The sequence below is a fragment of the Saccharomonospora xinjiangensis XJ-54 genome (genome assembly GCF_000258175.1).
GTDB classification, from domain to species: Bacteria; Actinomycetota; Actinomycetes; order Mycobacteriales; family Pseudonocardiaceae; genus Saccharomonospora; species Saccharomonospora xinjiangensis.
Window position 1 is genome coordinate 4202443 of the sequence record NZ_JH636049.1, and the last position, 20817, is coordinate 4223259.

Here is a 20817-nt window from a genome sequence, read left to right on the forward strand (position 1 = left end):
GATCATTCCCGCGCACGGGGGCGAACCGCGAGAGTGGCAGGGGCCGGGTGTCTCTCGCGCTTCGCGCGCCGGAGCGCCCGTGCCTTTCGCGTGTCGTCGTAGGAGGGTAAGGGGAGTTCGGGTGTTCCGTCGGGTCGCCATCGTCAACCGCGGAGAGGCCGCCATGCGGCTCATCCACGCCGTCAGGGAGCGCAACGCCGGAGGCGGGCCGCGACTGGAGACCGTGGCTTTCTACACGGACGCCGACCGGGGGGCCACCTTCGTGAGGGAGGCCGACCACACGTACTGCCTCGGCCCCGCGTCCGCCCGCCCGTATCTGAACCTCCAGACGCTGGAGCGGGCACTCGTGGAGTCGGGTGCCGACGCGGCGTGGGTCGGCTGGGGATTCGTCGCCGAGGACCCTGCCTTCGCGGAGCTGTGCGACAGGCTCGGCGTGACGTTCGTGGGCCCCAGCGCGGAGGCCATGCGCAGGCTCGGCGACAAGATCGGCGCGAAGCTGCTGGCCGAGGAGGTCGGCGTTCCGGTGGCGCCGTGGAGCGGCGGCCCTGTGGACGACCTCGCCGAGGCGAAGGCGGCGGCCGAGCGCATCGGCTACCCGCTGATGCTGAAGGCCACCGCCGGCGGCGGCGGCAGGGGTATCAGGGTGGTGTCGTCGGAGGCCGAGCTGACCGACGCCTACGAGCGCACGCGGATGGAGGCCGAACGCGCGTTCGGCAGCGGTGTCGTGTTCCTGGAACGGCTCGTGACGGGTGCCCGGCACGTCGAGGTCCAGGTCATCGCCGACGGGCAGGGCACGGCGTGGGCGCTCGGCGTGCGGGACTGCTCGATCCAGCGGCGCAACCAGAAGGTCATCGAGGAGTCCGCGTCGCCCTTGCTGTCGCCGGAGCAGACCGGTGAGCTGAAGGCGTCCGCCGAGCGGCTCGTGCTCGCTGTCGGCTACCGGGGCGCCGCCACGGTGGAGTTCCTCTACCACCCCGGCGAGCGCATGTTCGCGTTCCTCGAGGTCAACACCCGGCTCCAGGTCGAGCACCCCATCACAGAGGCCACCACGGGGATGGACCTCGTCAAGGCTCAGTTACACGTCGCCGCGGGCGGCAGGCTGGAGGGTGAGAAGCCGTCCGAACTCGGGCACGCGGTGGAGGCCAGGCTCAACGCTGAGGACCCCGATCGCGACTTCGCTCCCGCGCCCGGCCGGATCAGCCTCCTCACCTTCCCCGCCGGCCCGGGAATCCGGGTCGATACGGGTGTGAGCGAGGGGGACACGATCCCCGCCGACTTCGACTCCATGATCGCCAAGATCATCGCCTACGGCCGCGACCGCGACGAGGCGCTGGCGCGCCTTCGCAGGGCGGTGGCGGACACGAGCGTGCTGATCGAGGGCGGCTCCACCAACAAGAGCTTCCTGCTCGACCTGCTCGACGCACCCGAGGTGATCGAGGCCAGTGCGGACACCGGCTGGATCGACCGGGTCAGGGGAGAGGGCCGCCTCCGCGCCACAAGGCACGCCGGGGTCGCACTGGCTGTGGCGGCCATCGACTCCTACACCGAGGAGGAGAGCGCCGAACAGCGGCACCTGCTCTCGACCGCGCACGGTGGACGGCCGCAGATCCGGCACACCGGAAACCGCACGGTCGAGCTGAAACTGCGCGGAACGGGTTACCGGGTGACGGTGGCCCGCACGGGCCCCCACCGGTTCGGGGTGACCATCGAGGACGGGCCCTCGGCACACAGGGTGGACCTGGAGATCGAGCGCCACAGTGAGGCGACGGGCCAGCTCGTGGCGCACGGGAGACGCTTCCGGTTCGTCACCGGAACTCACGGCCCTGTCCATGTCGTGGAGGTCGAGGGCACCGTCCACCGCATCAGCAGGGACGAGGGCGGGGTTGTACGCTCTCCGGCGCCAGCGCTGGTCGTGGCGGCACCGGTCGAGGTCGGTGCCGAGGTGGAGGCAGGCGCGCCCGTGCTCGTGCTGGAGAGCATGAAGATGGAGACGGTGCTGCGCGCGCCGTTCCGTGCGGTGCTGCGCGAACGTGCCGTGTCGATCGGCAGCCAGGTGGAGGCCGGTGCGCCGCTGCTGCGGCTGGAACCGCTCGACGTCGGCGACACCGGCGCGGTCGGCACCGAGGCCAGGGGCGAGGACCTCGAACTGCCCGAGCCCCCTGAGCCTGCCGACGCGGGCGAGCGCGCCGAGCGTGCCATGGCCGACCTGCGCAGCCGCCTGCTCGGCTACGACCTCGACCCGCACGACGAGAGCCGTGCCTTGCGCGACTATCTGGCCGCACGGGAGGAGCTGGTCCGGCAGGGCAACCGTCCGGTGAAGGCCGAGCTGGAACTGCTGCGGTTGTTCGCCGACCTGTCCGAACTGAGCCGCAACCGGCCAGTCGATGACGAGCGCTCGCCCGACACCCGCCTGCACAGTCCGCGCGAGTACTTCCACACCTACCTCCAGAGTCTCGACGCCGACAGGGCGGGGCTGTCGGAGGTGTTCCGGGAGCGGCTGTCCCGTGCACTGGCCCACTACGGAGTCGAGGACCTGGAGCAGGGGCCCGGACTGACCGAGGCCGTGTTCCGGCTCTTCTGCGCGCAGCAGCGCGCGGCAGGTGACATCGGCGTGGTCACCGCGCTCCTGCGGCAGTGGCTCACCGAACCCGCTCCGGGCCAGTCCGTGCGGGAGCCTCTCGGGCACATGCTCGAACACCTCGTGGTGGCCACCCAGGTGCGGTTCCCTGTGGTGGCCGACCTCGCCCGCAGTGTCGTGTTCCGGTGGTTCGCCCAGCCGATGCTGCGCCGCAAGAGGGCCGAGACCTATGCCAGGGTGCGCGCGCATCTGCGCTACCTCGACGCCCACCCCGACGCAGCGGACAGGGCAGAGCGCATCGCGGAGATGGTGGCCTGCGCGGAGCCGCTGGTGCGGCTGCTCGGCCAGCGCCTCCACCGCGAGACCACCGACCTCGGCCCGCTGCTGGAGGTCATGGTGGGGCGGTACTACCGCGACCGGTCGCTCGAGAACACGCGGGTCAGCAGGGTCGAGGGTTTCCCGTGTGTCACGGCGGAGTACGAGGCCGACGGCGAACACGTGCGGCTGGTGTCCACCGCGGCCGATCCGCGGAATCTGACCGACGCGCTGCACGCGATCGGCGCGGTCGCCTCAGAGACACCCGGCGGTACCGGTGTTGTGGCCGACCTCTACCTGGCATGGTCGGAGGAGTTCGCCGACGACGACACCGCGGCCGCGAAACTGTTCGCGACACTCACGGAGGTGCCGCTGCCGACGTCGGTGCGCCGCGTGACCGTCACCGTGGCAGGACGCAGCGGGTCGGTGATGCACCACCACTTCACGTTCCGGATCTCCGCGAACGGTCTCGCCGAGGACAGGCTGATCCGTGGCCTGCACCCGCTGGTCGCGCTGCGCCTCCAGCTTCGCCGCCTCGGTGAGTTCGATCTCACCCGGCTGCCCTCGGCCGACGAGGAGGTCCACCTCGTGCGGTGCGTGGCGCCGGACAACCCGTCTGACGAACGGTTCGTGGCGATGGCGCAGGTGCGCGACCTCACGCCGCTGCGCGACTCGGACGGCAGGGTGCTCGCGCTGCCCGACGTCGAGGGCACGCTGGCCGCCTGCCTCGACGCCATTCGCGAGCAGCAGGTGCGGCGGCCAGCCAAGAAGCGGCTCGACACCAACCGCGTCGTCATCTACGTGTGGCCGCTGATCGATCTCACCGCCGGCGAACTGCGCGACGTGGCCAGCCGCGTCGTGCCCACCACGGCGGGTGCGGGCGTCGAGCTGGTCGAGTTCCTCGGCAGGCGCCGTGATCCCGCCACCGGCGAGACCCGCGAGGTCGCCGTGCGCATCACGCACGATCACGGCTCCGGTGTCACCGTGCGGATGACCACGCCGTCCACCGAGGCCGTCCGGCCGCTCGACGCCTACGGGCAGAAGGTGCTGAGGGCGCGCAGGCGCAACACCGTCTACCCGTACGAGCTGATCGGCCTGCTCACCGGCACGAAGGGCAGCTTCGTCGAGCACGACCTCGACGACGACGGTGTGCTGGTTCCCGTCGAGCGGCCGAGAGGCCGCAACACGGCAGGCATCGTCGCAGGCGTGGTGACCACCCCGACCGTCCGCCATCCGCAGGGCGTCACCCGCGTCGTGCTGCTGGGCGATCCGACGAAGTCGCTCGGCGCGCTCGCGGAACCGGAGTGCGCGCGGGTCATCGCCGCGCTCGACCTCGCGGAGAGCATGGGCGTGCCGCTGGAATGGTTCGCGCTGTCCGCCGGTGCCCGCATCGCCATGGACTCGGGAACGGAGAACATGGACTGGGTGGCCGCAGCGCTGAAGCGCATCGTCCACTTCACCCAGGACGGCGGCGAGATCAACGTGGTCGTCGCGGGGATCAACGTCGGCGCCCAGCCCTACTGGAACGCCGAGGCGACCATGCTCATGCACACCAAGGGCATCCTCGTCATGACGCCGGACTCCGCGATGGTGCTCACCGGTAAGCAGTCGCTGGACTTCTCCGGTGGTGTCTCAGCCGAGGACAACTTCGGGATCGGCGGCTACGACAGGGTGATGGGGCCGAACGGGCAGGCCCAGTACTGGGCGGCGGATCTCGCGGGTGCCCGCGACGTGCTCATGGCGCACTACGACCACACCTACGTCGCGCCCGGTGAGACCGGCCCGCGCCGCGCGGCCACCACCGACCCGCGCGATCGAGACGTGCGAACCTACCCGCACAACGTCGTCGGCAGCGACTTCACCACGGTCGGGGAGATCTTCTCGCGCGAGACGAATCCGGACCGCAAGAAGGCGTTCGACATCCGCACCGTGATGCGGGCGGTCGCCGACGCCGATCATCCCGTGCTCGAACGATGGGCCGGTATGGCCGACGCGGAGACCGCCGTCGTCCAGGACGTGCACCTCGGCGGGTGGCCGGTGTGCCTGGTGGGCATCGAGTCGCGTTCGGTGCCCCGGCGCGGCTTCCCGCCCACCGACGGTCCCGACACCTATACGGCGGGCACCCTGTTCCCGCGCTCGTCGAAGAAGGTGGCGAGGGCGATCAACGCGGCGAGCGGGAACCGTCCCGTGGTGGTGCTCGCCAACCTCTCCGGGTTCGACGGCTCGCCCGAGTCGATGCGCAAGCTCCAGCTGGAGTACGGCGCGGAGATCGGCCGCGCGATCGTCAACTTCCAGGGCCCGATCGTGTTCTGTGTGATCTCGCGTTACCACGGCGGTGCGTTCGTGGTCTTCTCCAAGGCGTTGAACCCGAACATGACGGTGCTCGCGGTGGACGGTTCCTTCGCGTCGGTGATCGGCGGTGCGCCTGCCGCGGCCGTGGTCTTCGCAGGCGAAGTCGCCGCGCGCACGGCGGCCGACGAGCGGGTGCGGGAGCTGGAGGCACGACTTGCCGAGGCGAGCGGACCCGAGCGGGCCGAACTGGCGACGGCACTCGCCGACGTGAAGACGTCCGTGCGGGCGGAGAAACTCGGTGAGGTTGCCTCGGAGTTCGACGAGATCCACTCCATCCGCAGGGCCGTCGAGGTGGGTTCCGTGGACGCGGTCATCGCCCCCGAGTCGCTGCGTCCCGAGCTGATCACCGCCGTGGAGCGTGGTCTCGGGCAGGGCTGACGACGAGGTCAGGTGGTGCCGGGGTCATCGGGGGATTCGCTTCCGGAGACGCCGAGGATCTCAGCGATCTCGGTGCCGGACACCGCCTGACTCGGCAGCGGGATCTGGATCACGATGCGCCGGAACAGGTCCGTCGGAGAAATCTGTTGGAGGTACTCGTCGAGGTTCCCGCTACGGACGAGCGTGGCGAACCCGTGCGCGAGGGACCAAGCCGCGAGTGCTGCCAATGCCTCGGCGCCGTTCTCCTGGTGTGGTGCCCCCACGGAGACGCCCGACCGCAGCACACGCCGTGCCCAGTACCGTGCCGCGAGCAGTTCGGGGTCGTCCCGGTCGTAGATGTCCGGCCGGTACATCACCTCGAAGTGGCCAGGATGGTCGGTCGCGAACCGGACGTACCGCACGCCCAATTCCAGCAGGGGCAGAGGAGTGATGCTCAGCGCCTCCTCCAGCGAGTCGGCGAGTATCTCGAAACCCTCGATGGCGATGGCCGTGAGCAGACCAGCCTTGTCCTTGAAATGGTGTGCGGGTGCGGCGTGTGAGACACCGGCGCGGCGGGCCAGATCGCGAAGGCTGACGGCCCCGATGCCGTCTTGGGCGATGATCTCGACAGCGGCATCGACGACGGCGCGCCGGAGATCGCCGTGGTGGTAGCGGCCTCGACCGGGCATAACCCGCAAGTCTACGAACCCGCCGCCCTTGCCGCAGAGGACACGGCAGCCTGTGTCGCCCGCCAGGCCGAGCGTGGGCGCATGCTCAACGCGGTGTGAACGGACCGGGTGCACCGCAGCGGGGCGCACCCGGCACACGCGGCGTGAACGCATACCTCGATCACAATCGGGGTACGTCCTCGGATATGAGGGATTTCCACGAGGACGGCGTGCGTGGAGCGGGGCCTGCCGTGGTGTGGCAGGGGCCGGAGGGAGCGCCCGTGGTGCTCGTGCTCGACCCGGCAGGCGAGGCGAAACACGAGACCCTGCCCGCGACGTGGAGGCCGCTTGCCGAGCATCTCCACATCGGCTGGTGCAGGTTGCCTGCCGAGGTCGGCGAGGCGCCGTCGGTCGAGGATGTGCTGTCAGGAGTGTCCGAGCGCGTCCACCTGGTGGCCGCGGCGACGGCCGCGGAGGCCGCGCTCCGGCTGGCGGGCGAGCACACCGGTCAGGTTCGCAGCGTGGTGGTCGTCGATCCCGCGCCGGTGCGCGGCGCCGTCCCCGCCGACCCCGACGGGTCGTTCAGGACGTGGTGGGACTCGGACACAGCGGAGGAACGGCAGCGGCTGCGCGCCAGGGGGGTGCGTGTGGCCGCGTTCGTCACCAGGGCCACCGATCCCGCCGTACGGGTGGAGCCGCCGGTGCCGCTGGGACACCCCGACGTGGTCGGCAGGGTCGTGCAGTTGTTGCTGTCGTTCCAGGGAGATCGCGCCGACCCCGAGCCCGTGGAACCCGAACGCGCCGAGGTCATCCGAGCCTGGCACGCCGTGAGGAAACGCTTCGGCCCCGCGCTCGACCGCGCCCGCCGGTCAGGTGGGTGAGAAGTGATCCGGTGCGTGCCGGTCGGCACCGCACATGACAGCGCATCGCTCTCAGGCGCCGGTGCTCGAAAGCGGTCATGATCGACGACGGGAAAGGGCGGTCCGATCGCTCACCCTTGAGCGGCGGCGAGGCCGACTGTGTCGAGAATGGCCGCCGTCACCTCCGAGGGACGCTCCATGGACGGCAGGTGACCCACTCCGGGCAGATCGATGCGACGGGAATGCGGCACGCCGGTGCAGAGCAGTCCCGCGACCTTTCGGATCCACGGCGCGTCGGCGAGCCCGTTGATCACGGTGAGCGGCACGGTCAGCTCGGAAAGTCTCCCCAGGGCAGGGGGATCGAGTGTCTCCTCCTCGTGTGGCGGCGCCGTCCACAATCGCCTGAACACGCCGTCGAGCATCGCCAGCGCGCGCTCCCACACAGCGGGCTCCACCGTTTCGGCGTCGCGGTCGGGGCCGGCGACGAGAAACCGGGCCTGCGCGACTGCCATCGCCGCGACGTCGCTGGGGTCGATGTGCTTCGCGTTTCCCTCGCGGTAGCGGGCGAGGCGCTCGGCAGGCACCGCACTGTGGACGTGCTCGCGCACGGCGGCGAGCATGGCATCCGGCCAGACATGGCCGGAAAGTCCTGATCCGAGCACCACGAGGCCGGACACGCGGTGTGGTGCCGCCAGCGCCGCGTCGATGGCGTAGGCGCCGCCCATCGACGCTCCCACCACCGTGGCCCGTTCGATGTCGAGCGCGTCGAGCAGCGCGAGCAGATCCCGGTAGTGGGCGAACCGGCCGCACGCGTCGCCGGACTCCCCGTATCCCCGCCAGTCGTACCGCACGACCCTGTGGGTGGCGGCCAGCGCCTCGAACTGGTCGTCCCACATGCGCCGGTCGGCGATTCCGGCATGCACGAACACCACGGCAGTCCCCGTCCCGAGATCGTCGTAGGCCAGCCGCGCACCATTGACCGCGATGTTCACCACCGCGTGATCGTAAGGCCGTCCGTGCCCGATGTCCGGCGAGTTCGCTGACAGCGCACAACGAAGGAGGAGATCGGTGGGTTGCCCGCGCGAATCGCACCGGTCGCGATCGCCGGAACACGGCCGCACGCTCCCAGCGCACTTTCAGCGCACCCTCAACGCACCGGTTTTCGCTCGCGCGCCGAGGTGTCCGCGCCGAGGACGGTGGCTGTGGCTGTCGCCCCGCCGCCCTGCGTGGCCGTCGTGCCGCCGGTGCGCCGCTCCTGGCGCACCGAGCGGATCGCCGAGGCAAGCCCTGCCGCCCACAGCACGACGACGGCGGCGAGCGCAGCCGTCGTGACGCCCGTGCTCGCGTCCGTCGCGCGGAGCAGTGACCGCGCGTTGGTGAACACGATCAGTCCGCCCGCGGCGGAACCGAGCACTCTCGGCGGCAGGAGGCGTACCAGCCAGGCCGCCACGGGCGCGGCGAGCACACCACCGATCATCAGCCCGAGCACGACCGTGTAGTTCAGGCACTCCTGCCCCGGCAGGGTGACGAGAAACCCGATGCTGGCCGCCAGCGCGACGACGAACTCCGAGGTGTCCACCGATCCGACGACCTTGCGCGGTTCGAGCCTGCCGGAGGACAGCAGCGTGGTCGTGGCGACGGGTCCCCAGCCACCGCCACCGCTCGCATCGACGAACCCCGCGACGACGCCGAGCGGCGCGAGAAACCGTGCTCCCGGACGGCGGGTTGCCACGAACGTGCCGAGGCGGAGAAACGAGAACCGCACGAGCACGTAGGCCCCGAGCGACAGCAGCACCACGGTGATCCAGACCTCGGCGAGTCCCGTCGGAAGCGACGTCAGGACGTACGCACCGAGCACCGCGCCGACAGCGCCCGGTACGGCGAGCATCCCGACGGTGGGCCAGTCGATGTTGCGGAACCGCCAGTGTGCCGCGCCGGAGGCCAGTGAGGTGCCGACCTCGGCGAGGTGCACGGCCGCGGACGCGACGGCGGGGGCGGTTCCGACCGTGACCAATGTCGTCGTGGCCGTCACACCGAAAGCCATTCCGAGCGACCCGTCCACGAGTTGCGCGAGCATTCCGGCCACACCGAACAGCACCAATGTGCGCATTGAATCCTCTCGTCTCCTCCTTGACCCGCTTTTCGTGGCGGACCCGGTGGGAAAACCCGGTCGGCAGAGGGTTTTCGGAGATCCCGAGCCTGACAGTCACACACGGGGAAGAGCACGACATTCTCACGTGCTGGGCACAACGCCATTTCCGTCGTGGTTTCGGAAAACACTGAAAATAATCGCCGACGACGGTCCACGACGGTCCACGTCGTGGACCGCGTTGACACCTCGGCGGTCCGTTCGCTGGGCTGTCGGCAGTGGTCGGATCGGCAGAGAGGATCGCTCGGCATGATCGGTGCGCCGGGGCGGGGAGGCCGGGTCCGTGAGGCGAACGCGGCGGCGGTCCTCGATGCGATCAGGGTGCACGGACCGCTGTCCCGGCGGGCCGTCGCCCGGCACACCTCGCTCAGCCTGCCCACGGTCAGCAGGCAGATCGCGACGTTGACGGAGCTGGGACTGCTCAGCGAGTCACCGCCCGTCGCGGTGAAGGGGGAGGTCGGCAGGCCCACGGTGCCGGTTGACCTCAACGACGACGTCATCGCCGCATGCGGCGTCCACGTGGGCATCACCACGACCACGTACGGGCTGAGCACGCTTCGCGGTGTCCTGCTGGACAGCGTGCGCATCGCGACCCCGCAGGGCAGGCCGGAGAAGGTGCTCGACCGGATCTCGCGTGAGGTGGAGACCCTGCTGGCGCACTGGCCGGAACGCCGGATCGTCGGTGTCGGCCTCGCGTCGGGAGGTCAGGTGGACGCCGAACGCGGTCTGATCGATCACGGCCCGCTCGGCTGGCGCGGGGTTCCGGCGCGGCGCATCGTCGAGGAGGTCACGGGGCTGCCCGTCCACCTCGACGGGCACGTGCCCGCGATGGCCACGGCCGAATTGCTGTTCGGCGAGGCGGCCGGTGCGCGCAGCGCGCTCTACTTCTACGCCAGGGAGATGGTCGGTGTCGCGGTGGCGGTCGGCGGCATCCTCCACAGGGGGCCGGGGCAGGCTGGCAGCATCGCGCACCTGCCCGTCGGCGGGGATGTGCCGTGCGGGTGCGGCAGGACGGGATGTCTCGAGGTGACCGTCGCGGAGCGTGCGGTGCTGGAGCGGGCCGCGCGAGCCGGTGTCGGGCACCGCCCTGGAATCCGGGGGGTGCGGCAGGCGGCGCTGGCCGGTGACGCGGCGGCCGACCGCATTCTCACCGAGCGTGCCCGCGCACTCGGCACGGCGGTGGGGCTCCTGCGCGACGTCGTCAACCCGGACGTCGTGGTGCTGGGCGGGCAGGCGTTCACCGACGCCCCCGAGTATCTCGCCGCCGTTTACTCCGCCTACGCGGCGACCACGGTGCTTCCCAGCGGCGACATCGTCACCACCAGCAGTTTCGGCCCCGACGTGCAGGCCGTTGCCGCCTGCACGGGCTTGCTGAGAAGGCTCTATGCGCATCCGTTCTCGCTGGTGCGGGCAGGCTGAGGCGCGCGGGTCCGAAGTCCCCGGACGAAAGGGACCAACGACGGCGGCGACGTGTGCTCGCCCCGCCTTACGGTCGGCTGTGCCTGCCGGTGCGCGTGCCCGCCTGCGGGCGGAAGGGAGCGGACATGGCGGAGGAGGGCGCCCGGCGTGCCGTCCTTGTCGGGGTGGACGGGTCCGAGGCCGCGACGAGGGCCCTGCGGTGGGCGGCGGAACGTGCCGCAGGCCGAGCGCTTTCCTTGCGGGTCGTGTACGCGTACGGGCTCGTGGCACGGTACTTCGCCACCGAGGCACCCGTGCCACCCAGCGTGATCGAATCCCTGCTGGAGGAGGCGCGGACCATCGTCGAGACCGCGGCGGCGGAGGCGCGCCGGGTCGCGCCCGATCTTTCCGTGTCGCCGCAGGCGGTGGACGAACCTCCGGTTCCCGCACTGACGAGCCGTTCCCGCGACGCGGCGCTGGTGGTGCTCGGGGCGTCGGGGCTTGGTGGGTTCACCGGCATGCTGGCGGGTTCGACGGCCGTCGCGGTGGCCGCGCACGCGCACGCTCCCGTGGTCGTCGTCCGCTGCGGTGAGAACCGCACGGACCCGCCGTCGAGCGGTCCGATCGTGGTGGGCATGGACGGCAGCCCGCTGAGCGAGCACGCGGTGGCGTGCGCGTTCGAGGAGGCCCGGCACCGGGGCGCTCCGCTGGTGGCCGTGCACGCGTGGGCCGACGTCGAGGACGAGGGCCTTCTGCGCCGCGCGAGGCTGTTCTTCACCAACTCCCCCGAGGAGACGGACGTCAGGGAGCAGCTCGACCGGCAACTCGCGGACTGGCGGGCCACGTACCCGGAGGTCTCCGTGGAGCGCGTACTGGTGCGCGACCGCCCTCGCAGGCAGCTTCTCGACCGGTCGGCCACGGCGCAGCTCGTGGTCGTCGGCAGCAGGGGAAGGGGCGGTTTCACCGGACTGCTCCTCGGTTCCACCAGTCAGGCATTGATCCACCACGCGCGCTGCCCTGTGATGGTCGTGCGCCCGAAGAACGGCGAGAGCTGACGAGGGAGTGACGATGCGAGCGTTCCGGATGCGGGAGTGGCTGACCGATCCCGTTCTGACCGAGGTGGACACACCGGAGCCCGGCCCGGGACAGGTGCTTGTCCGGATCGGCGGTGCGGGTGTGTGCCACTCCGACCTGCACATCATCAGGGAATTCCAGCCGGGCCAGATGCCGTGGGAGCTGCCGTTCACGCTCGGGCACGAGAACGCGGGCTGGGTCGAGGCGATCGGTTCCGGGGTGACGGGGTTGGAACCGGGCATGCCCGTCGCGGTGTACGGCCCGTGGGGCTGCGGTGCGTGCGAACGATGCCTGCAGGGTGTGGAGACGTACTGCGAGCGCCCTGGCGAAGCCCCGGTGGCTTTCGGCGGCGGGGGTCTCGGGCTGGACGGTGGCATGGCCGACTACCTGCTCGTGCCACACGCCCGCCACGTCGTCCCGCTGCCCGACGGACTCGATCCGGTGACCGCGGCCCCGCTCACCGACGCGGGCCTGACGCCGTACCACGCGGTTCGTCGTTCGTGGCCGAAGCTGACTCCCACCGCGACGGCGGTGATCATCGGCATCGGCGGTCTCGGGCACCTGGCCGTGCAGATCGTGAAGGCGACCACGGCCGCCCGGGTGATCGCCATCGACACCAGGGCGGAAGCGCTGGAACTGGCGAGGCGCCTCGGCGCCGACCTCACCGCGACACCGGGTGAGGGAGTGGCGGCGCTGGTGAGAGACGAGACGAAAGGACTCGGCGCCGATGTGGTCATCGACTGTGTCGGTAGCGATGGGACGCTGGCGCTGGCGGTGTCCGTGGGACGGGTGCTCGGTGATCTCACCATCGTCGGTCTCGGCGGGGGAACACTGCCCGTGACGTTCTTCGGGGTGCCGTTCGAGATGTCCGTGCAGACCACCTATTGGGGGAGTCGTCCCGAGCTGAGGGAGGTGCTCGAACTCGCCGCGAGAGGACTGCTGCACACCGAGGTGACCCGGTTCCCTCTCGACGACGTCGCCGAGGCGTACCGGCGGCTGGAGGAGGGAAGCCTCACCGGACGTGCCGTCGTGACACCGTAGTAGCCGGTGTCGCGTGTGGAAGGACGCCGCCGGTGATCGGCCGATCCACAGTGGAATATCCGACCACTGTGGACTTCGAGGATGCCCGTCACCGTTGTTCGTGGTGATCGGGTCACCCGATCGGGACAATGTTGTCCCGGTTGCGGGAAACCCGCTACGCCATAGCATCGTCTCCGGTGGATGCGGAAGCGAGAACGGGACGGCGTCCGGCACATCGTGCCTGCTCCGAGCGGGCCGGAACCGTGGAGACGGAGTTGCCCGCGACGTGTGTCGCGGCCAACAATGGAACATCCCAGATGCCGACGCTCGGCTCACCGGCCGAAGGGGACGAGGCGAGGCTCATGCACGCCGAAGCAGCACAGGCGGCACCGCCCCTGGGGCGATTACGCGCACGGGCGCGACACGAGAACTTCCCCGTCGCCCTCAGCGTTCTGCCGCCCCGGTACCGGCGACACCTCCTGACGCTTTACGCGTTCGCCCGGATGGTTGACGACATCGGCGATGCGGCGCCGGGCGATCGCCTGTCTCTTCTGGACAGTGTTTCGGCCCGACTCGATCGGGTGTATGCGGGCGACGTGGGCGGCCACCCGCTGTATCGGAGGCTCGCGAGCACCGTGGCGGCGTGCGACCTCCCGAAGTCCGAGCTGGAACGGCTGGTCGAGGCCAACCGTCGCGACCAGCTCGTGCACCGGTACCGGACGTTCGACGACCTTCTCGGCTACTGCGCCCTTTCCGCCAATCCGGTCGGCCGCCTCGTGCTGCGGGTCTTCGGCGCAGACTCGGAGTGGCGACGACTGCGCTCCGACCGGATCTGCAGCGCGCTTCAGGTGCTGGAGCATTGCCAGGACGTCGTCGAGGACGCCTACGCGGGACGGGTCTACCTGCCGACCGTCGATCTCGAACGGTACGGCGTCGCGGAGGACGACCTCGTGGCGGCGCGGGCTGACACCGGAGTGCGGGCTGTGGTCGCGTTACAAGTGCAGCGGGCGGTCCGGTTGCTCGACGAGGGCTGCCCGCTTGTGAAGGACTTGAACGGAGCGGCTCGCCTCGCCGTCGCCGGGTACGTCGCGGGGGGTCGCGCCACCGCTCGGGCGCTGGCCGATGCGGGCTTCGACGTCCTGGCACGCACGCCGCGTCCCCGGCGAACGCACGTCGCCGTCTCACTGCTCGCCTCCCTCAGGCGTGGTGGTGCGCGGTGAGGACGGTCCAGGCCTACGCCGGCTGTGTGCGCACCACCAGGCAGCAGGCGCGCAACTTCTCCTACGGCATCCGGCTGCTGCCCGCGCCGAAGCGCGACGCGCTCAGCGCCGTCTATGCCTTCGCGCGGCGGATCGACGACATCGGCGACGGCGATCTCGCGCCCGAGGTGAAGTTGAAGGGGCTGGAGAACGCGAGGTCGGACCTCGAGGCGGTGGGGTCGGGACTGGACGGGGGTACCGACGACCCCGTGCTGGTCGCACTGGCCGATGCCACGCGGCGGTTCGACCTCCCCCTCGACGCGTTCGACGATCTGATCGACGGGTGCCGCGCGGACGTGCTCGGCACGGGCTACCCGTCGTTCGCGTCGCTGCGGCGGTACTGCCAGTGCGTCGCCGGTTCGATCGGGCGGCTGTCACTCGCGGTGTTCGGCAGTCCCGACCGCGCGCGTGACGAGCCGATCGCCGACGACCTCGGCGTGGCGTTGCAGCTCACCAACATCCTCCGGGACGTCGTCGAGGACCTCGACAACGGCAGGGTGTATCTGCCCGCGGACGAACTGCGGCGATTCGGCTGCACGCTGCGACGCGACGAGGACGGCGACTTCGTCGATGACCCGGACGATCTGCTGGCGTTGCTGGAGTTCCAGGCCGTCCGCGCGCAGGAGTGGTACGAGCGAGGGCTGAGGCTCCTCGACGCGCTCGACGGGCGGAGCCGCGCGTGCTGTGCGGCGATGGCCGGCATCTACCACCGGTTGCTGACGCGGATGGCGTTGCGGCCGTCGCTCGTGTTGCGGGGCAGGACCGCGCTGCCCGACTGGGAGAAGGCGCTGGTGGCGTGTGTCGCGCTGGCGGGAGGCACACCGTGACGGCCCCGTGCGCACAGCCGAGGACGCACGGACCCGGCGCGAAGGACGTGCGGGTGGTCGTCGTCGGTTCGGGACTCGCCGGTCTCACAGCGGCGTGTGACCTCGCCGACGCCGGTTTCGCGGTCACGGTGCTGGAGGCGCGGTCGCGGCTCGGCGGTGCGACCTTCTCGTTCCACCGCGACGGGCTGACCGTGGACAACGGACAGCACGTGGCTTTGCGCTGCTGCACCGCTTACCTGGCCCTGCTCGAACGGCTCGGCAGTGCCGACGGCCTCGACATGCAGGACCGTTTCCGCGTGCCGGTGCTCGCACCGGGGGGCCGATTCGCCGAACTTCGCAGAGCGGACGTGCGGGCACCGTTGCACCTCGCGCCCGCCATCGCCCGCTACTCGGCACTGCGCCCGCTTGATCGTCTGCGCGTGGTGCGTGCCGCGCTGGCTTTGCGCACGCTCGACCCGGACGACACCGCACTCGACGCCGTGAGCTTCGGCGACTGGCTCGATCGTCACGGGCAGAACGCCGCCACCCGCGACAGGTTGTGGAACCTCATCACCGTCGCCGCGCTCAACGGTGAGTGCTCGCAGGTGTCGCTGGCCTCCGCGGCGAAGGTGTTCCGCACAGCACTGCTGGATTCGGCCGACGGCGCCGACATCGGGATCCCCCGGTGGCCGCTGGAGGAGCTGCACGTCCGTCCCGCCGAGAAGTACCTGCTGGAACGCGCAGCCCGGGTGCGCACCCACAGCCCGGTCAGGGGGATCACACCGATGCGGGAACGGTTCCTCGTGCGGATGGACGACGAGGTTCTCGACGCCGACGCGGTCGTCCTCGCCGTTCCGCCGGACACCGCGCTCAGGGTGAGTCCCGGCCGCGCCGGCCTGCGGCAGTGGCAGCTCAGCCGCCTCGGCGCGGTGCCCATCGTGAACGTCCATGTGGTCTACGAGCGTCCGGTGACCCGGCTTCCGTTCGCCGCCGCCGTGTCGTCGCCGATCCAGTGGATGTTCGACCGCACCGCGGCCGCGGGACTGACCTCGGGCCAGTACCTCGCGTTGTCACTCTCAGCGGCCGAGACCTGGCTGACCACTCCGGCGTCGGCGCTGCGGGACGTGTTTCTCGCCGAACTCGCCAGGTTCTTCCCCGAGGCGGCGACGGCACGGTGTTCCCGGTTCTTCGTCACCCGGCAGCGGAGGGCCACCTTCCGCCAGGGGCCGGGATCGAACGATTTACGCGCGGCCCAGCGCACGGCGTTGCCCGGCCTCGTCCTCGCCGGATCCTGGACCGCCACAGGTTGGCCCGACACGATGGAGGGAGCCGTGCGAAGTGGACACCGAGCCGCCGATCTCGTCGCCGCGCACCTGGCAGGGGGTGTGAGCAGATGACGACGACTCTGCCCTCCGAGGTGAGCGCCAGCCAGTCGCTGGTGCGCCCGGCGCTGCGGGAGGCGGTGGACACGCTGGAACCGGCGATGCGGCGCATCGTCAGCTACCACCTCGGCTGGACAGACCAGCACGGGGACGCTGTCGAGGGCGGAGGTGGCAAGGCGCTACGGCCTGCTCTGGCGCTGCTCGCGGCGCAGGCCGTTCGCGCGAGGCCGGAGGCCGCGCTCGCGGGTGCCGTCGCCGTGGAACTCGTGCACAACTTTTCGCTCCTGCACGACGACGTCATGGACGGAGACACCGAACGCCGCCACCGTCCCACCGTGTGGGCGTTGTTCGGAACGCCTGCCGCGATCCTCGCGGGCGACGCTCTGCTGGCACTCGCCGTCGAGGTGCTGGAGGCGACGGGTGATCTCGCGGCGGGCCGGTGCCTCACCAGCGCCGTGCGCAGGCTGATCGAGGGGCAGACGGCGGACATCGACTTCGAGGGGCGCGCTCTCGTCGGGGTCGAGGAGTGCCTGCGCATGGAGGACGGCAAGACGGCGTCGTTGATGTCGTGTGCCGCCGAACTCGGCGCGTTGCTGGGTGGCGGCGACGAGGCGGGCGTCGCGGCGCTCGGCCGGTTCGGACGCAACCTCGGCATGGGTTTCCAGCTCGTCGATGACCTGCTCGGCATCGTCGGGCACCCCGACGTCACCGGAAAACCGGTGCTCGCCGATCTGCGGGTGCGCAAGAAGTCGGTTCCCGTTGTGGTGGCGCTGAACTCCGGCACCGACAGCGCGGCGGCCTTGCGCGAGTTCTACCGCGGGGATCGCCCACCGACCGAGGACGACATCCAGGCGATGGCGGCCCTCATCGACGACACGGGTGCCATCACCTGGACGCGCGAGCGCGCCCGCCACTACATCGCCGAGGCCGAAGCTTCCCTCGCCGCAGTGAACCCACCAGAGGAGATCCGGGCCGCGCTGGCCGATCTCACCCGTTTCGTCGTGGAGCGTGACCGATGACCGACGTGCTGACCCCTGAGGCGACGACGACGCGGGAGCGCGTGCGGCACTCCATCGCGTCCGCGACTCGCCACCTGCTGTCCCTGCAACACGAGGAGGGCTGGTGGAAGGGGGAGCTGGAGACGAACGTGACGATGGAGGCCGAGGATTTGCTCCTCCGGCAGTTCCTCGGGATCGCCGACCCGGTGGTGACCGAGGAGACGGCGAGGTGGATCCGTTCCCGGCAGCGGGAGGACGGCACGTGGGCGACGTTCCACGACGGTCCGGCCGACCTCTCCACGAGCGTCGAGGCGTACACGGCGCTGCGGCTCGCGGGTGATCCGCTCGACGCGGGACACCTTCGCAAGGCGCGCGAGTACATTCTCGACAGCGGCGGTATCGAGGCCACGCGGGTGTTCACGCGGATCTGGCTCGCGCTGTTCGGCCAGTGGCCGTGGCGCAAACTCCCGGTGCTGCCTCCCGAGTTGATGCTGCTGCCCGACTGGTTTCCCCTCAACATCTACGACTGGGCTTGCTGGGCACGGCAGACGGTGGTGCCGTTGACGATCGTCGGTGCCGCGCGACCCACCAGGCAGCTCGGATTCGGTCTCCGGGAGCTGCGCACGGGTGTCGAGCGGGCGGAGTCCGATCCGCTCGTGTCGTGGGCGGGACTGTTCCACCGCCTCGACGCCGTGCTGCACCGCTGGGAGCGGCTGCCGATCAAACCGATGCGGGACACCGCGTTGCAGCGTGCCGAGCAGTGGATTCTCGATCGGCAGGAGGCCGACGGCGGCTGGGGTGGTATCCAGCCACCGTGGGTGTATTCGATCCTCGCGCTGCATCTGCGGGGTTATCCGGTGGACCACCCGGTGATCCGCAAGGCGCTTGACGGGCTGGAGGGTTTCACCGTCCGCGAGCGGACCGCCGAAGGCTGGGTGCGCAGGCTCGAGGCGTGCCAGTCTCCGGTATGGGACACCGCGCTCGCGATGACGGCGTTGCTCGACTCGGGAACACACCCGGACGATCCCGCACTGATCGCGGCGGCCGACTGGATGCTGCGGGAGGAGATCCGCATCGGTGGCGACTGGCAGGTGCGCAGGCCGCAGCTGACGCCGTCGGGCTGGGCGTTCGAGTTCGCCAACGACCACTACCCGGACACCGACGACACGGCTGAGGTCGTCTTGGGCCTTCGCCGGGTGCGGCATCCGGAACCGAGCCGGGTGGAAGCCGCGGTGCAGCGGGCCACGGAGTGGCTCCTGGGCATGCAGTCCTCGGACGGAGGCTGGGGAGCCTTCGATGCCGACAACACGCGTGCCCTGTGCGAGAAACTGCCCTTCTGCGACTTCGGAGCCGTGATCGACCCGCCGTCGGCAGACGTCACCGCGCACGTCGTCGAGATGCTGGCCGCGCGCGGCATGGCCGACTGCGAGGCCGCGCGGCGCGGCGTCCGGTGGCTGTTGGAGGCGCAGGAGGCTGACGGATCGTGGTTCGGCCGGTGGGGAGCCAACCACGTCTACGGCACGGGCGCCGTCGTGCCCGCGCTCGTGGCCTGCGGTGTTCCCCGGGATCACGAGTCCGTGCGCGCGGCCGTCCACTGGCTCACAGCGCACCAGAACCCCGACGGTGGGTGGGGTGAAGACCTTCGCTCCTATGTGGACCCAAGCTGGGTCGGAAGGGGTCGCTCGACGGCATCGCAGACGGCGTGGGCGTTGCTCGCCCTGCTCGCCGCGGGCGAGCGAGGTGCCGTCGTGCGACGGGGAGTCGAGTGGCTGGTGACCACGCAACGCCCCGAGGGAGGCTGGGACGAACCGGAGTTCACCGGAACCGGATTCCCCGGCGACTTCTACATCAACTACCACCTGTACCGGCTGGTGTTCCCCCTCACCGCGCTCGGCCGGTACCTGGGAAGCGGTCAGGATGCCGGTCCGGACTGACGACCTGCTCGTGCTGTGCCCGCTCACCGTTGAGGCGGTGAGCGTGCGGCTCGGGCTGCGCGGTGGCCGGGTCGTGCGAGCGGGGATGCGCGCGCGACGGGGTTCGGCCGTGCGCTCGGCGCTGCGGAGGCTGCCGGGGGTTCCCGTCGCCGTGGTCGGTGTGGCCGGGGCTCTCAGCGAGGGCGCGCGTCCAGGAGACCTCGTCGTCCCGGATGTGGTGCGGTCGTCGCGGGGCGAATACCACTGCTCCTCGGCGGCGACGCTCGTCGCGGAGCTGAGACGAGGGCGGCGCAAGCGATGCACCGTCCACACGGGAGAGCTGGTCCAGTCGGACCGTGTTGTCCGGCGGTTGGAGGCCACGCCGTCGGATGCCGTGGCGCTCGACCTGGAATCGGCCCTGCTGCTGTACCTCGCCGACGACGGGAGGGCCGTCGTCGTGCTGCGCGCGGTGGCCGACACCCCGGAACGTCCTCTGCTGAGTCCGGCGACACTGCCGGGAGGTGTCGCGGCACTCGCGGCGTTGCGGGCATCGGGTCCCGCGTTGCGGAGCTGGGCGACGACGGTCGCCCGAGTCAAGAACGACAGCAACGACAGCGTTGTGAACGACAGCGTTGTGAAGGAGGTGCGGCACCCATGAGCATGCCGTGGCACCAGAGTCTGCGCATCGCGCGTTACCTGCTGGCCCAGAAACTGCGGAGGCGCTCCAAGTTCCCGCTCATCGTGGAACTGGAACCGCTGTTCGCCTGCAACCTCAGTTGCCCGGGGTGCGGCAAGATCCAGCATCCGGCGAATGTGCTGAAACAGCGGATGCCCGTCGAGCAGGCGGTGGCCGCCATCGAGGAGTGCGGAGCCCCGATGGTGTCGATCGCCGGTGGTGAGCCACTGATGCACCCCCAGATCGACACCATGGTGAACGAGCTGGTGCGGCGCAGGAAGTACGTGTTCCTCTGCACCAACGCCGCGCTCGTCCGGCGCAAGATCGACAAACTGGATCTGGAGCCGTCCCGGTACTTCGCGTTCGCGGTCCACGTGGACGGGTTGAGGGAACGCCACGACGCCGCCGTGGACAAGGAGGGCGTGTTCGACGAGGCGGTCGAGGCCATCACCGAACTGAAGCGCAGGGGTTTCCGCGTCACCACCAACACGACCGTGTTCAACACCGACACACCGCAGAGCGTCATCGAGGTGCTCGACTTCCTCAACGACGAGCTGGAAGTCGATCAGATGATGGTGTCACCGGCCTACGCCTACGAGAAGGCGCCGGACCAGGAGCACTTCCTCGGCGTCGAGGAGACACGGGAGCTGTTCCGCAAGGCGTTCGCGGGCGGCAACCGCAAGCGCTGGCGGCTCAACCACTCGCCGCTGTTCCTCGACTTCCTCGAAGGCAAGGTGGACTTCGGGTGCACGGCGTGGGGTGTGCCGTCGTATTCGCTGTTCGGCTGGCAGAGGCCGTGCTACCTGATGAGCGACGGCTACGCGGAGACCTACGCCGAACTGCTGGAGACCACCGATTGGGACGCCTACGGCAGGGGTAAGGACCCCCGGTGCGCGAACTGCATGGCGCACTGTGGGTACGAACCGACGTCCGTGCTTGCCACGATGAGCTCACTGAAGGAGAGCCTCCGCGCCGCGCGAGGCGGCTGAGCAGGGGCCGGGTCAGAAAGCGG

15 protein-coding genes are annotated in these 20817 nt (G+C 70.4%); 12 read left to right on the forward strand and 3 right to left on the reverse strand.

Annotated features, from left to right (window positions below):
- The first annotated feature begins 121 nt into the window (after positions 1 to 121).
- Entirely contained in the window at positions 122 to 5623 is a 5502-nt protein-coding gene (locus SACXIDRAFT_RS19070) for an ATP-binding protein (protein ID WP_006240309.1), read from the forward strand.
- 8 nt (positions 5624 to 5631) lie between these two features.
- Here SACXIDRAFT_RS19070 and SACXIDRAFT_RS19075 read toward each other — a convergent pair whose 3' ends face one another.
- Complete coding sequence (locus tag SACXIDRAFT_RS19075; protein ID WP_006240310.1) at positions 5632 to 6291, reverse strand: TetR/AcrR family transcriptional regulator; 660 nt, start codon at positions 6289 to 6291, stop codon at positions 5632 to 5634.
- A gap of 185 nt (positions 6292 to 6476) precedes the next feature.
- On the opposite strand from SACXIDRAFT_RS19075, the gene SACXIDRAFT_RS19080 reads away from it, so the two are divergent.
- Positions 6477 to 7151, forward strand: coding sequence for a hypothetical protein (locus SACXIDRAFT_RS19080; RefSeq protein ID WP_006240311.1), 675 nt, complete (start codon positions 6477 to 6479; stop codon positions 7149 to 7151).
- Positions 7152 to 7261: 110 nt separating this feature from the next.
- Here the strand turns inward: SACXIDRAFT_RS19080 and SACXIDRAFT_RS19085 are convergent, their stop codons facing one another.
- On the reverse strand, positions 7262 to 8125 hold the full coding sequence (locus SACXIDRAFT_RS19085; protein WP_006240312.1) for an alpha/beta fold hydrolase: 864 nt from the start codon (positions 8123 to 8125) through the stop codon (positions 7262 to 7264).
- A gap of 152 nt (positions 8126 to 8277) precedes the next feature.
- Positions 8278 to 9240, reverse strand: coding sequence for a sulfite exporter TauE/SafE family protein (locus tag SACXIDRAFT_RS19090; RefSeq protein WP_006240315.1), 963 nt, complete (start codon positions 9238 to 9240; stop codon positions 8278 to 8280).
- A 288-nt stretch (positions 9241 to 9528) separates the two neighbouring features.
- Between SACXIDRAFT_RS19090 and SACXIDRAFT_RS19095 the strand changes: the two genes are divergently transcribed.
- The 10 genes from SACXIDRAFT_RS19095 to hpnH all read left to right on the forward strand — a co-directional run bounded on the left by SACXIDRAFT_RS19095 (position 9529) and on the right by hpnH (position 20794).
- The gene (locus tag SACXIDRAFT_RS19095; protein WP_006240316.1) at positions 9529 to 10698 is read left to right on the forward strand and encodes an ROK family transcriptional regulator; all 1170 of its coding nucleotides are present in this window, start codon (positions 9529 to 9531) and stop codon (positions 10696 to 10698) included.
- A 125-nt stretch (positions 10699 to 10823) separates the two neighbouring features.
- Complete coding sequence (locus SACXIDRAFT_RS19100; protein ID WP_006240317.1) at positions 10824 to 11732, forward strand: universal stress protein; 909 nt, start codon at positions 10824 to 10826, stop codon at positions 11730 to 11732.
- Between the two features lie 13 nt (positions 11733 to 11745).
- Entirely contained in the window at positions 11746 to 12792 is a 1047-nt protein-coding gene (locus SACXIDRAFT_RS19105; RefSeq protein WP_006240318.1) for an NAD(P)-dependent alcohol dehydrogenase, read from the forward strand.
- Positions 12793 to 13088: 296 nt separating this feature from the next.
- On the forward strand, positions 13089 to 13991 hold the full coding sequence (gene hpnC / locus SACXIDRAFT_RS19110; RefSeq protein WP_040922280.1) for a squalene synthase HpnC: 903 nt from the start codon (positions 13089 to 13091) through the stop codon (positions 13989 to 13991).
- Positions 13988 to 14857: a presqualene diphosphate synthase HpnD gene (gene hpnD / locus SACXIDRAFT_RS19115; RefSeq protein ID WP_006240320.1), complete on the forward strand. Its 870-nt coding sequence runs from the start codon at positions 13988 to 13990 to the stop codon at positions 14855 to 14857. The genes hpnC and hpnD overlap by 4 nt, the downstream gene beginning before the upstream one ends.
- On the forward strand, positions 14854 to 16233 hold the full coding sequence (gene hpnE / locus SACXIDRAFT_RS19120) for a hydroxysqualene dehydroxylase HpnE (RefSeq protein WP_006240321.1): 1380 nt from the start codon (positions 14854 to 14856) through the stop codon (positions 16231 to 16233). The genes hpnD and hpnE overlap by 4 nt, the downstream gene beginning before the upstream one ends.
- Positions 16230 to 17237: a polyprenyl synthetase family protein gene (locus SACXIDRAFT_RS19125; protein WP_006240322.1), complete on the forward strand. Its 1008-nt coding sequence runs from the start codon at positions 16230 to 16232 to the stop codon at positions 17235 to 17237. The genes hpnE and SACXIDRAFT_RS19125 overlap by 4 nt, the downstream gene beginning before the upstream one ends.
- Entirely contained in the window at positions 17234 to 19150 is a 1917-nt protein-coding gene (gene shc / locus SACXIDRAFT_RS19130) for a squalene--hopene cyclase (RefSeq protein ID WP_006240323.1), read from the forward strand. The genes SACXIDRAFT_RS19125 and shc overlap by 4 nt, the downstream gene beginning before the upstream one ends.
- Complete coding sequence (locus tag SACXIDRAFT_RS19135) at positions 19134 to 19787, forward strand: nucleoside phosphorylase-I family protein (RefSeq protein WP_006240324.1); 654 nt, start codon at positions 19134 to 19136, stop codon at positions 19785 to 19787. Before shc ends, SACXIDRAFT_RS19135 begins: the two co-directional genes overlap by 17 nt.
- Entirely contained in the window at positions 19784 to 20794 is a 1011-nt protein-coding gene (gene hpnH / locus SACXIDRAFT_RS19140; RefSeq protein WP_006240325.1) for an adenosyl-hopene transferase HpnH, read from the forward strand. Before SACXIDRAFT_RS19135 ends, hpnH begins: the two co-directional genes overlap by 4 nt.
- The last annotated feature ends 23 nt before the right edge of the window (positions 20795 to 20817 follow it).

Excerpts from the sequence above, each read along its gene's own strand:
- SACXIDRAFT_RS19075 (WP_006240310.1), bottom strand. The coding sequence starts at position 6,291 with ATGCCCGGTCGAGGCCGCTACCACCACGGCGATCTCCGGCGCGCCGTC.
- SACXIDRAFT_RS19080 (WP_006240311.1), top strand. The coding sequence starts at position 6,477 with ATGAGGGATTTCCACGAGGACGGCGTGCGTGGAGCGGGGCCTGCCGTG.
- SACXIDRAFT_RS19090 (WP_006240315.1), bottom strand. The coding sequence starts at position 9,240 with ATGCGCACATTGGTGCTGTTCGGTGTGGCCGGAATGCTCGCGCAACTC.
- SACXIDRAFT_RS19095 (WP_006240316.1), top strand. The coding sequence starts at position 9,529 with ATGATCGGTGCGCCGGGGCGGGGAGGCCGGGTCCGTGAGGCGAACGCG.
- SACXIDRAFT_RS19100 (WP_006240317.1), top strand. The coding sequence starts at position 10,824 with ATGGCGGAGGAGGGCGCCCGGCGTGCCGTCCTTGTCGGGGTGGACGGG.
- SACXIDRAFT_RS19105 (WP_006240318.1), top strand. The coding sequence starts at position 11,746 with ATGCGAGCGTTCCGGATGCGGGAGTGGCTGACCGATCCCGTTCTGACC.
- hpnC (WP_040922280.1), top strand. The coding sequence starts at position 13,089 with ATGCCGACGCTCGGCTCACCGGCCGAAGGGGACGAGGCGAGGCTCATG.
- SACXIDRAFT_RS19125 (WP_006240322.1), top strand. The coding sequence starts at position 16,230 with ATGACGACGACTCTGCCCTCCGAGGTGAGCGCCAGCCAGTCGCTGGTG.
- shc (WP_006240323.1), top strand. The coding sequence starts at position 17,234 with ATGACCGACGTGCTGACCCCTGAGGCGACGACGACGCGGGAGCGCGTG.
- SACXIDRAFT_RS19135 (WP_006240324.1), top strand. The coding sequence starts at position 19,134 with ATGCCGGTCCGGACTGACGACCTGCTCGTGCTGTGCCCGCTCACCGTT.
- hpnH (WP_006240325.1), top strand. The coding sequence starts at position 19,784 with ATGAGCATGCCGTGGCACCAGAGTCTGCGCATCGCGCGTTACCTGCTG.